Source organism: Bradyrhizobium sp. 62 (assembly GCF_023073035.1).
GTDB lineage: Bacteria > Pseudomonadota > Alphaproteobacteria > Rhizobiales > Xanthobacteraceae > Bradyrhizobium.
On the sequence record NZ_JADPIT010000032.1, the window covers coordinates 594,005 to 604,815 of the forward strand.

Consider the following 10,811-nt stretch of genomic DNA (forward strand, 5'->3'; position numbering starts at 1 on the left):
ATCCGTCAGACCGGCTCGACTTTTCGGCACGGCGTCCGCGCCGGTCGCGTCGCTGTGCACATTAATGCCCGCGGCCTCTTGCGCCTTGTGGGTGTCGCGTAGGGGAAGATCGCGAAACGGACTTCACCTGGGGCAAGAAAACTTGAGGCAGGACAAACCAGGAGAATGATCATGCGAACACGACCAATCTTCCGCACGATCCTGTTGCTTGCGATCGCGGGCGGGCTGTCGAGCGCGCACGCTCTGACGCAGGAGGAGCTCGTCGCCAGGATCCAGGCGGCCGGTTACACGCAAGTCAGCGATATCAAGTCGACGGCCGAAGGCATCACCGCCAAGGCGGTGAAGAACGGCAAGGCGGTGACGCTGGTCGTCGACAGCAGCGGCCAGGTCAAAGAGCGAAACTGAAGGTGAGGAGTAGCGCGATGAAAAGAATCATTTGGGCCGTGGTCCGCATTGGTGTCTGTCTTCTTGCATTTCGCTTCGGCCCCTTCATCCCGGCATATGCTCAGGATGCCGACTGGCAGAAGGTGGACGAGACCCTGGGTCGCAAGCCCGCCGTCTCGGACGACGTCCGCCGTTACGGCTTTCCCCGCAGCGATCTCTCCGTGACGTTGGATGGGGTTGCGATCAAGCCGGCGCTGGCGCTGGGCGGCTGGATCGCGTTCAAGCCTGCGCATGGCGGCGCCATGGTCATGGGCGATCTCGTGCTGCTCGAGACCGAGATCAATCCCGTGATGGCGAAAATGATCGCGAGCGGGCTCGAGATCACCGCCGTGCACAATCATCTGCTGCGTGCGAGCCCGGCAACGTTCTACATGCATGTCGCCGGACACGGCGATCCCGTCAAACTGGCCTCGGCGATCCATGATGCGCTGGCCGAAAGCAAGACTCCGCTGACGGTCACGGCGCCGGCGAACCCGCCGCCCGCCATCGACCTCGACACCGCGAAGCTCGATCAGATCATTGGCGTCAAGGGGCAGGCGAACGGCGGCGTCTACCAGTTCAACGTGAAGCGGCGCGACCCCATCACGGAAGACGGCATGTTGTTGACGCCCGTCGGCGCGATGGGCGTCGCGATCGCCATCAATTTCCAGCCGACGGGCGCGGGTAGGGCGGCCATCACCGGCGACTTCGTGCTGACCAGCGACGAGGTAAACCCGGTCGTCGTGGCGCTGCGGACGCACGGCATCGAGGTGACCGCGCTGCACAGCCACATGCTGGACGAACAGCCGCGTCTCTTCTTCATGCATTTCTGGGCCAACGACGATGCCGTCAAACTTGCAGAGGGTCTCCGTGCGGCGCTCGACAAGACGGCGAGCACGAAGGGCTGACGCATGGACAAGTACGTGGACAAGCACCTGGACAAGCTCGTGGGCATGCTTGCGCTGGCATCCATGCTGGCTTTGTTAGTGGGAGGGAACGCCATGGCCGAGACCTTGAATTTCGACAACGCTGCTGCCGGAACCTCGCCCGACGGATGGACTTTGACGATGACCGGCAAGGGACAGCCAAAATGGACCGTCGAGGCCGAGTCGACAGCGCCAAGCAAGCCGAACGTCCTCAAGCAATCCGGACGAGCGACGTTTCCCCTCGCCATCAAGCGCGATACGTCCATCCGTGACGGCTTCGTCGAGGTGAAATTCAAGGCCGTCGCCGGCTCCGAGGATCGCGCGGCGGGAGTTATCTGGCGTGCGAAGGATGCCGACAATTACTACGTGGTCCGCGCGAATGCGCTGGAGGACAATGTCGTGCTGTACAAGACGGCCAATGGCGTCCGAACATCACTTGAGATCGTGGGTCGCAGAGGCGGCTATGGCGTCAGCGCGCCGGTGCCGTTGGGGCAATGGCACCTGCTGCGCTGCGACTTCGCAGGAAGTCGGTTCAAGGTGAGCTATGACGGAAAGCAATTGTTCGAGGTGGAAGACGCCACCATTCCGGACGCCGGCATGATCGGCCTGTGGACCAAGGCAGATAGCGTGACCCTGTTCGATGATCTGACATATGGTGGGATCAAATAGGCGCTTGGTCACCTATGCCGGAGATTGCCATGAACGTTCGATGCCTGTCCGTTGTGACAGCCCTGCTGATTGCGTCCATCTGCCCGGTACGGGCGGAGGAAGGTCTGGTCGCCTACAAATCCCTCGGTCCGGAACTGGCGCTCGATCTTGCGCGCGCTGCGTTGGCGAACTGCCGCACCCGTGGATACCAGGTTGCAGTTGCGGTCGTCGATCGCTTCGGCGTCACGCAAGTGATGTTGCGCGACCGCTTTGCAGGCCCTCACACGCCCTCGACGGCAGCAGGCAAGGCGTGGACAGCTGCCTCGTTCAAGACCAGCACGACCGAGCTGAATGCGATCAGCCAGCCGGGCATGATGCAGGCGGGCATTCGCAACCTTCCCGGAACGGTCGTCATCGCCGGAGGACTGATCGTCGAAGCCGGCGGCTCCCTGGTCGGAGCGGTCGGCGTGTCCGGTGCGCCGGGCGGTGACGCGGACGAAGCCTGCGCGAAAGCCGGAATTGACGCCATACGAGACAAGCTGGACTTCTGAGGCGTAAAGATCGTGGTGGAAAAATCTTCAGACCTTTGCGAGCTTGGCGGCCGTCCGATCCGCAGAGACAAGCAGACGCGCCGCCTTCGCACGCGCAGGTGTCGGGCGCTCACCGACAGGAATCGACAATATCCGATTTGTCACGCCAACCTGAGAAATAAGACCGTCGAGCTTCCCCAACGATTGTTCTCGATAAGCCGATGTCCGCGAGAAGCCGGTCGTCCAGTTCGAGAAGCTCGTCGTACTGGCGGCGCCGTGTGATGCCGTCCAGCAGCGCGAGCGTGAGTTTCCAGAACCATCCAGGGTTTGGAGAAGGAACGAAGGCTGCGTTGGATGTGCAGATTGAGCCAGTGGTGCTGTCGCAAGACATGTTTCACCTCCATAATGGAGCGAAACAACGCTTGGCTCGAAAGCTGGTCGGGCGGTTGTGTTTGACCCGATGGCGCTTGCTATCATGCTCGTCCTTGACGCGCAAGCGACCCTGCCGACTTCGGCAAGTGACCCATTGCGGACCTCAGGTTGCTGTGGGTCGGTGGTTATCTCTACGTCATGGGGTATCCTACTCCTCCAGCTCTGCGAAGGAGCATACTTGCGTGTTTACGCTGAGCGACTCTGTCCGCCGCAGAAGCGGTGGCCCCATCATGGTAGCATCTTCTCATTGGAGCTGACTAATGCGACCGAGGATGCGTGACTGCCAAGGCTTGAGGTTTGGGTCGTTCAAATGACTTCTTGCTCGTTCGAGCACGTCGCCAGCCGGAGCCAGCCGGCCCCGAGCAAATTGTCGCTCCAACTGTTTTTCGAGAAGTGAAATCGTGGCTGGTTCCGTTATCGGAGCAAACACCAGGTCGAGCATCACATCATCTGGAAAAGTGCGCTCATCTAATCGCAAGTTGTATATGGCTTCGATGCCCATGTTGATCCGAAAGGCTTCGTGACTTTTGAGCAAACGAAGAATGCGCTCTCTCAATAGTTGAGGTTGCGTCCTCGATGCATTGGATGCGATCTGCGACCAGGTCCATCTTGCCGTTCCGAGCGCATCTGCGCCAATCGCGTCCTTTTGATCGAAGTATTTCTCAACGCCAGTCAGCACTTCGTCGAATGGGAACGGCTCGGCTGGTTTTCGGAGAGTTTCGATGTCAGTTCCGATAGCGTTTGCGAGAAAAGACAACCGGTCGATCGGCGGCCCTGCATCGATTGCTGGCGGTCGCCTTTCAAACAGAAGCAGGAATTGCGTTCGGTTCGAGAGGCCACCTTTGATATGACGAGCCAGAAAGCGATCCTTGCCGCCAATGCGTTCAAAATATTCGTCGGTTTCGCCCGTGAACCCCTTCGGAAGATCTGACTTTCGTGGCCATCTCGCGTCTGACGTTATTATACGTAACAGTAAACCGTCCTCAAATTCGGCGACTTCCCGTCGCGTCGCACACTTTCCGGGGTAGCCCCATAGAAGAAATTCAAGAGCAAGTCTGGCGTTATCTTTCCCAAGACATGTAGCGCCCTCAGCTTGGGAATAGAGCATCCAACTACGGGGAGCCCGAGTGTTAGATCGAAGCGCAACCGTGTGATTGGATGTGGCCAGAACCTTGATACAGACCTTATCGCAAAGATTATTGTTGTCGTCTTCAACCGCGAGCAGCCTATGGTTTTTTCGCTCGGGTTCGGCCGTGTAGGATGTGAGACCTATGAACAGATCCTTTTCTTCCGTTATCAGTAAGAACGAACCGCCATAGACGATGCCGGCAAGGATGATCGGTCCAAAAACAAAGCCGATTCGCTGTTTCGCAAGTCCATAGATGGGCAAAAGAATGAACGGCGCGGCATATGCAGCGAAAAAAAGAACCATTAAGCCGGGCGCGAACATGAGCACGATGCCCATCGCGACAGCCGCGCTCCAGACGCAAGCCGCCGAGAAGGCGGCAATCACAGCGGAGATGCAAGTGTCGCCAAGAATCTTAAATAGCGCTTGAGATTTCACCTGCGGTCGAGGCTCTTCGCTAGATGGTGGAACAGCCTTTGGTTGTGGCCCGCAGCACCCTAATGGTTGGTAAACCGTGGTCCTTGCGGAGCGACATCGGGGCGGCATCGCCATTTTCGGTACCGAAACCGATAGGCGCTCAGTTCAGCGAAGTCCGCTTGTTGGCCCTCAGCAGACATGCCACCAGCGCTTTTTCTGGAATCCGATAACCGCCCTTAACGGACTTCAGACCCCGACAGAGATCATGCCATCCGAGGCTGGCACGGAGCAGCACTACGGAACAATAAAAAGACTTCGCGGTTAAACTGTTTCCCCCGACACCGGAGTCGACCATTTGCAAGCCCACCAGTCAAAACTTGACGGGATCGACGATACTGCGCGCCTTCAACTGCTCATCGACGCAATCGTTGATTACGCCATCTACATGATCGACCTCGACGGCACAGTCCGCAGCTGGAACTCCGGTGCCCAGCGGTTGAAGGGCTACTCGCCTGACGAAATCATCGGCAAGTCGTTCGCATCCTTCTATACGCCAGATGATCGCGCCAATGGGCTTCCAGAGCGCGCCTTGAGCGTCGCAGCACGAGAAGGCCGCTTCAGCGCCGAAGGATGGAGAGTCCGCAAGGACGGAAGCCGTTTCTGGGCATCGGTCATCATCGATGCCGTCCGCAATCAAGCCGGTGAAGTGATCGGCTTCGCCAAGGTCACGCGAGACGTTACCGAACGTCAGGAAGCCCATGAAGAGCTTCTCGATAGTGAGCGGCGCTATCGCCAGCTGGTCGAGGCCGTGGTCGATTACGCGATCTTTCAGCTCGACCCACTCGGCAACGTGACAACCTGGAATCCCGGAGCAGAGCGGATCAAGGGCTACGCGCCGCCGGAGATCATCGGTCGGCATTTCAGCGCTTTTTACACGCCTGAAGAGATAGAACTCGGTGTGCCCAAGCGTGCGCTTTCAGAGGCGGCGGAGCATGGTCGCTTCGAAGCGGAAGGCTGGCGCCTGCGAAAAGACGGCTCCCGCTTTTGGGCGTCGGTCATCATCGATCGCATCACGGACGAGGCCGGAAACATCGTCGGGTTCGCCAAAGTCACGCGCGACGTTACGGACCGAAAGCGCGCTGAGGACGAGCTCAAGCACGTTCAGGAGCAACTCGCCGCATCCCAAAAGCTGGAGGCGGTGGGGCAACTCAGCGGCGGGATCGCGCACGACTTCAACAATCTGCTCATGATCGTCCTTGGCAATCTCGAGACAGCTGAACGGCACGCCAAGGCGCCCGGAGCCAATCTGAACCGGGCGCTCGCAAACGCCAAACGAGGCGCGCAGAGAGCCGCGGCGTTGACCAGTCGCTTGTTGGCATTTTCGCGCCGACAAGCGCTCGATCCCAAACCAATCAACATAAACAACTACGTCAATAGCCTGCAGGAATTCCTTCAGCGCACGCTCGGAGAGCGCATCGAAGTCCAGACCGTCGGAAGTGCGGGTCTTTGGGAAATCGAAGCCGACGCGAATCATCTGGAGTCAGCCATCGTCAACCTGGCAATCAACGCTCGTGACGCCATGCCCGACGGCGGAAAGCTGACTTTGGAAGCAGCCAACATCTCCGCCGACGATGATTACTGCCGGCTCAATCCTGAACTGGCGCCTGGTCAGTACGTCGCTATTTGCGTGACTGACACCGGAGGCGGAATGTCGCGGGACGTTCTCAGTCACGCCTTTGAGCCCTTCTTTACGACAAAGGAGCCGGGCCACGGCACCGGGCTTGGCCTGAGCCAGGTCTACGGCTTCGTCAAGCAATCCGGAGGCCACGCAAAAATCTACAGCGAGGTGGGGCAAGGCACCACCATCAAGATGTACTTTCCGCGCTTTTCCGGAAGCACACCGCGCGAGGAAATCGCACCCGAGGAAATTGCCGAGGGTGAGCTATCCGAGACCGTTCTCGTCGTCGAGGACGATGAAGATCTGCGCGTCTATATTTCTGACGTCCTGCGGGAGCTCAACTATCGCGTCCTCTCGGCCCGCAGCGCCCAGGCCGCTCTGACCATTCTCCTGCAAGACGACTCGAAGGTGGACCTTCTTCTCACTGACGTGGTCATGCCGGGGATCAATGGTCGCGAACTCGGCAGGCGCGCGCATCAAATCAGACCTGGACTGAAGATCCTGTACATGACCGGCTATTCGCGCAATGCCGTGGTCCATCAGGGAAGGCTTGATGAAGGCGTCAACCTGCTGGAGAAGCCAATCTCGCAAGCCAAACTAGCGCTGAAGGTGCGAGAGATTCTGGATCAGTTTGAATGACCAAGGTCTAACCAGCGGTAGTATCCTGACCGCTGGCCAGCGGCGGTCACTGTAGCACCGTCCGCTCTCTGGGCCTTAGCCGTCATCCCTCCCTGTCTGCCTGGTGCCTCAACGGGCACCAAGATTCCCGTACTGCGCTCACCCTGAGGGAGTGGATCGGTAGCCGGACTTTCCCCGCTTGACCTTTTTTCGCGCCGTGAGATTTTTACGGGTCCGAGAAAAGCCGGGGGCGGCGATGAAACTGTTGACCGAATACCTGGAGCGCGCCGTCAGTCTGGAGAAATTGGCAGCGGGCGAGCAGGATTCGACCTTCAAAACTCAGCTGTTGAACCAGGCGGCGGCTTACAGAAAGCTGGCGGCAAAGCGCGCCTTGGAATACGGACTGCCGCCACCAAGCCCGCCAGAAGAACCGCCGCAGCCCTGAGAGAGTTAAAAGATCGATCTAGATCCAGGCCGCCTGCGGCCGTGCGGCTGGGAATATTATACCTCGGTGCTACCATGAGTAGCGCCGGGGGTCGTCGATTCGCGCCCGCCGCTCAACTCCCTTTCGGGCTGGTGAGTCTTGCGGACATGATGAATTTTCATCTTATTGAGACGCTTCACATTTTCCAGATGCTCGGAATGTTGGAGCGTCGTCCAATCCCGCCCTCGAACTTGGCGCCACTTTCGCAGCCCGGAGGCTTGCTAACTCTTGCCGACCTCGGAAAGAACCTTGGTGAGCCCGCCATTACGGATTGGGATCGCGACCGCGCTAAGTCGCTACTGAACGAGATTTCCCAACTCGCAACGCAGCTAGGTTTAGACGCAACGCATCATCGGATTATGCTTTTCAGCACCTCTCTCGGTTTCAAAATGAAGCCCGAGGACTTTATCGTTGAGGTGCGAGTTTTGCGAGAAACGCTTTCTGGCGAGCTTGGCAAATGCATGTTCTATCATTATCCGCCCGACAAACTTAGGGTGATGCAGGGTTTTTACCCCAGTTGGAAGCGCATCAATGAAGCGTTCCCGACAGCTAAGCATGAAGCTCTAGCAGCCATAGATTGCTACGCCCTCGGCCACAATATTGCGTCTGTATTTCACAGCATGCGCGTGGCGGAGTACGGCCTCAGGGCTCTAGCGAAAGAGAGGAAGATCCAGTTGCCGCGCAATAAGCCGCTCGAATGGGGGACTTGGCAGGAGATCATTACCGAACTGGATAATTACGCAAAAAGGATTGTTCATAAGGTCCGCCCAGGTAAGCCTAAGGATGATGCTCTCGCGTTCTACAGTGGGGCTTTGGCTGATCTAAGTGGGTTTAAAGACGAGTATCGAAATCAAGTGATGCATGTCCGTAAACAATACGATGAGCATCAGTCTTTACGAGCCTATACCAAGGTCCATGCATTCATGGAGCGTGTTGCTGAGAAGATAGATCATAAGCACCACACCATCAGGTGGGGGCTCAAGTTTTCTCCCTAGCGATACGTTTAAGCGCCGCCTCGAATTTATCTCCCGCTTCGTCAGCGCCAAGCTCCCGAGCGGTTTCCATAAACAGCTCGGATTGCTCTTTGTCACTTAGCTTTGGTTTCGGCTTTGCCTTTTTCCCCTTTGGGGAGCGGCGGCTTTTGCCATATGGTGCCCCTTGGCTAGTTAGTCGTTCGATAGGTGAGCCGCTTCCCAGCGGCCCCCTTCAAGGCACGTTCTGCACGGTCGGTATCGTTTACGCCGAGCGCCACGCGGTTGCTGTAGCGAAAGTCGGGTACGGGAAGTATAATACTCCCGTGCGGCTGGTGTGATGTCAGGCGCGATAAGCCGCCGGCCAAGCCAAAAGTAAAAGTCCGCGAGGGCGATTAGGCCCGGCGGCGCATCCTCCACGAGCATGTCGCGGGCCTTCGCGAATTGATCGGGAAGTTGCGCAAGAAGCTGCACGCCTGAAGTCGAGCTGACATTCGTTGGGCGGGGGACCCTTGCTCGCTGTGTTCAAAATGGAACATAACTCTTTATCGCGAGTTCGTTCCCCGATCGCACAGCGGGGTGCGCAGGGGGGCCAGCATGCAAGGGGCGGGAGTTACTATCCTCGTCGTCGAAGACGAACAGCTTATCCGCGACATGGTGGCCGACGCATTGTCGGATGGCGGCTTTGAAGCCGAAGTCGCCGTCAGTGGGGAGGATGCAGTTAGTCTTCTGCAGGGCAACCAAACCAAGTATCGCGCACTCGTTACCGATATAAATTTGTTCGGAAAGCTCGATGGCTGGCAAGTCGGCCATCGCGCCAGGGAGCTAAATCCGGACATCTCTGTGATTTACATGACAGGCGCGGCGGCCGATCAATGGCCCGCCCACGGCGTGCCCAACAGCATCTTGCTGACCAAGCCATTTGCACCCTGCGCAAATCGTGACCGCCGTAGCTCAACTTCTGAACACCGGAGCTCCGCCCGCTCAGTCCTGAGGGGAGTGGACGAAGCCTTCGCCGACCGAGGCAGCCTTAGTTATTCGCCAAGGGCGTGGGCGGCTCTTCGGCCATGGCCTCGACATCGATGGCAGGAAGCTCGCCGGTGCGGTCTTTCAGGTCTGAGGCACGCTGTACGAAGCCAGCAGCGACCGTGGGATCCTTTGTGGTTTTTGCCATGCGCAGCAATTCCGCTGCGGCCTCACGGGCGAACTGGTTTAAGCGCGACCCGGTTGGACATCCGACACTCAGCCGACGTGGAATGATTCAAGGGTCGAATGTTCGTTCCGAATTCAGGCGGGGACAATCTCGAACGAGCCCCGCCATTCTAAGCGCAAGCTGCTCCAGCATGAAAAAACCCGCAGCGGATTGCTCCGCGCGGGTGAACTTTCGATGATGGCATTCTGCCAGTGTTTTGCCCGACGAGTCAAAGCCGAACAGCGCGACGGGCAGGGATGTATCGGTCCGGCAAACGCCTATTTGGTGCAACCAAAATGGCTAATGATTTCAATGCCCCCGCTACTGTGCATGGGGTTGTTTTTCGACTTTTTTGTTTTGGGGCATTCTCAAGACCGAACAGATCCCGCGCTGACAGATAAGGATGCAGAAGATGTCCGATCTCGCCGACCTCTATCCCGGCTTCGCCTCCGAATGGATCAACACCTCCTTCGGCCGAATCTTCGCCCGCGTCGGCGGCAAGGGACCGCCGCTTCTGCTGCTGCACGGCTTCTCCGAGACCAACGTGATGTGGCACCGCGTGGCGCCGCAGCTGAGCGACCGCTTCACGCTGATCATCGCCGATCTGCCCGGCTATGGCTGGTCCGACATGCCCGAGAGCGACGCGCTGCACATCCCCTACAGCAAGCGGGCGATGGCGAACGCCATGGTCGAGGCGATGGAGCAACTCGGCCACGTGCACTTCGCGCTCGCCGGCCATGATCGCGGCGGCCGCGTCTCGTATCGGCTGGCGCTCGATCATCCCGGCCGGCTGTCGCGTCTCGCCGTGCTCGATATCCTGCCGACCTATAATTACTGGGAGCGGATGAACCGCGCCTACGCGCTGAAGATCTATCACTGGACTTTTCTGGCGCAGCCGGCCCCGTTGCCGGAAACACTGATCTCGAGCAATGGCGAGTTCTTCCTGCGCTTCAAGATGGCGAGCCAGACCAGGTCGAAGACGCTGGAGGCCATCGACGAGCGTGCGCTCGAACACTACATCGCCCCGTTCCGCGATCCCGCCCGCGTCCACGCGATGTGCGAGGATTATCGCGCCGGCGCCTATTTCGACTACGATCTCGACAAGGCCGATTTCGAGGCCGGCAAGAAGATCACCATTCCGATGCTGGCGCTGTGGGGCAACGCCGGCGTGGCGCAAGCCGCCGCCACCCCGCTCGACATCTGGAAGCAATGGGCGACCAACGTCGCTGGCATGCCGGTGGATTCCGGACACTTCCTCACCGAAGAGAACCCCGATGTCACCGCCAAGGCGTTGCGCGAGTTCTTCTCGGCTTAGGCCCGCTGTTCGCCACACACTCAACTGTCATCGCCCGCGAAGGCGGGCGAT

Annotated in this window: 11 protein-coding genes and 2 pseudogenes; 9 read left to right on the forward strand and 4 right to left on the reverse strand. The window is 58.7% G+C overall.

What is annotated here, in order from left to right; all coding sequences use genetic code 11:
* Nucleotides 1-171: 171 nt before the first annotated feature.
* Genes IVB47_RS32160 through IVB47_RS32175 form a run of 4 tightly spaced genes read left to right on the forward strand, consistent with a single transcriptional unit; the run spans nucleotide 172 to nucleotide 2,548 of the window.
* Nucleotides 172-405: a hypothetical protein gene (locus tag IVB47_RS32160; RefSeq protein ID WP_027569090.1), complete on the forward strand. Its 234-nt coding sequence runs from the start codon at nucleotides 172-174 to the stop codon at nucleotides 403-405.
* A 17-nt stretch (nucleotides 406-422) separates the two neighbouring features.
* Entirely contained in the window at nucleotides 423-1,331 is a 909-nt protein-coding gene (locus IVB47_RS32165; RefSeq protein WP_247467515.1) for a DUF1259 domain-containing protein, read from the forward strand.
* A gap of 3 nt (nucleotides 1,332-1,334) precedes the next feature.
* The gene (locus IVB47_RS32170; RefSeq protein ID WP_247467517.1) at nucleotides 1,335-2,018 is read left to right on the forward strand and encodes a hypothetical protein; all 684 of its coding nucleotides are present in this window, start codon (nucleotides 1,335-1,337) and stop codon (nucleotides 2,016-2,018) included.
* 29 nt (nucleotides 2,019-2,047) lie between these two features.
* Complete coding sequence (locus tag IVB47_RS32175; RefSeq protein ID WP_247468169.1) at nucleotides 2,048-2,548, forward strand: heme-binding protein; 501 nt, start codon at nucleotides 2,048-2,050, stop codon at nucleotides 2,546-2,548.
* Nucleotides 2,549-2,657: 109 nt separating this feature from the next.
* On the opposite strand, the gene IVB47_RS32180 is transcribed toward IVB47_RS32175, so the two are convergent.
* Together IVB47_RS32180 and IVB47_RS32185 are read right to left on the reverse strand one after the other, a co-directional pair.
* Complete coding sequence (locus tag IVB47_RS32180) at nucleotides 2,658-2,918, reverse strand: DUF1127 domain-containing protein (protein ID WP_081747940.1); 261 nt, start codon at nucleotides 2,916-2,918, stop codon at nucleotides 2,658-2,660.
* A 285-nt stretch (nucleotides 2,919-3,203) separates the two neighbouring features.
* The gene (locus tag IVB47_RS32185) at nucleotides 3,204-4,523 is read right to left on the reverse strand and encodes a hypothetical protein (RefSeq protein WP_247467519.1); all 1,320 of its coding nucleotides are present in this window, start codon (nucleotides 4,521-4,523) and stop codon (nucleotides 3,204-3,206) included.
* A 334-nt stretch (nucleotides 4,524-4,857) separates the two neighbouring features.
* Here IVB47_RS32185 and IVB47_RS32190 point away from each other — a divergent pair, with 334 nt between their 5' ends.
* The 3 genes from IVB47_RS32190 to IVB47_RS32200 all read left to right on the forward strand — a co-directional run bounded on the left by IVB47_RS32190 (nucleotide 4,858) and on the right by IVB47_RS32200 (nucleotide 8,277).
* Nucleotides 4,858-6,819 (forward strand): PAS domain-containing sensor histidine kinase, encoded by a 1,962-nt coding sequence (locus IVB47_RS32190; protein WP_027569098.1) that lies wholly within the window; start codon nucleotides 4,858-4,860, stop codon nucleotides 6,817-6,819.
* Nucleotides 6,820-7,054: 235 nt separating this feature from the next.
* Complete coding sequence (locus IVB47_RS32195) at nucleotides 7,055-7,243, forward strand: hypothetical protein (protein WP_027569099.1); 189 nt, start codon at nucleotides 7,055-7,057, stop codon at nucleotides 7,241-7,243.
* Nucleotides 7,244-7,389: 146 nt separating this feature from the next.
* A complete protein-coding gene (locus IVB47_RS32200) occupies nucleotides 7,390-8,277 on the forward strand; it encodes a hypothetical protein (RefSeq protein ID WP_247467521.1) in 888 nt (295 codons plus the stop codon).
* 167 nt (nucleotides 8,278-8,444) lie between these two features.
* On the opposite strand, the pseudogene IVB47_RS32205 reads toward IVB47_RS32200, so the two are convergent.
* Nucleotides 8,445-8,555, reverse strand: a pseudogene (locus tag IVB47_RS32205) (IS1595 family transposase); the annotation flags it as partial.
* 352 nt (nucleotides 8,556-8,907) lie between these two features.
* Here IVB47_RS32205 and IVB47_RS35625 point away from each other — a divergent pair.
* Nucleotides 8,908-9,069, forward strand: a pseudogene (locus IVB47_RS35625) (response regulator); the annotation flags it as partial.
* 214 nt (nucleotides 9,070-9,283) lie between these two features.
* Here IVB47_RS35625 and IVB47_RS32215 read toward each other — a convergent pair.
* A complete protein-coding gene (locus tag IVB47_RS32215) occupies nucleotides 9,284-9,427 on the reverse strand; it encodes a hypothetical protein (RefSeq protein ID WP_247467522.1) in 144 nt (47 codons plus the stop codon).
* 430 nt (nucleotides 9,428-9,857) lie between these two features.
* Here IVB47_RS32215 and IVB47_RS32220 point away from each other — a divergent pair, with 430 nt between their 5' ends.
* A complete protein-coding gene (locus IVB47_RS32220) occupies nucleotides 9,858-10,760 on the forward strand; it encodes an alpha/beta hydrolase (RefSeq protein WP_247467524.1) in 903 nt (300 codons plus the stop codon).
* The last annotated feature ends 51 nt before the right edge of the window (nucleotides 10,761-10,811 follow it).

Coding starts and splice junctions, on each gene's coding strand:
- IVB47_RS32165 (WP_247467515.1), top strand. CDS start 423: ATGAAAAGAATCATTTGGGCCGTGGTCCGCATTGGTGTCTGTCTTCTT.
- IVB47_RS32220 (WP_247467524.1), top strand. CDS start 9,858: ATGTCCGATCTCGCCGACCTCTATCCCGGCTTCGCCTCCGAATGGATC.
- IVB47_RS32195 (WP_027569099.1), top strand. CDS start 7,055: ATGAAACTGTTGACCGAATACCTGGAGCGCGCCGTCAGTCTGGAGAAA.
- IVB47_RS32160 (WP_027569090.1), top strand. CDS start 172: ATGCGAACACGACCAATCTTCCGCACGATCCTGTTGCTTGCGATCGCG.
- IVB47_RS32200 (WP_247467521.1), top strand. CDS start 7,390: ATGATGAATTTTCATCTTATTGAGACGCTTCACATTTTCCAGATGCTC.
- IVB47_RS32215 (WP_247467522.1), bottom strand. CDS start 9,427: ATGGCAAAAACCACAAAGGATCCCACGGTCGCTGCTGGCTTCGTACAG.
- IVB47_RS32170 (WP_247467517.1), top strand. CDS start 1,335: ATGGACAAGTACGTGGACAAGCACCTGGACAAGCTCGTGGGCATGCTT.
- IVB47_RS32175 (WP_247468169.1), top strand. CDS start 2,048: ATGAACGTTCGATGCCTGTCCGTTGTGACAGCCCTGCTGATTGCGTCC.
- IVB47_RS32180 (WP_081747940.1), bottom strand. CDS start 2,918: ATGTCTTGCGACAGCACCACTGGCTCAATCTGCACATCCAACGCAGCC.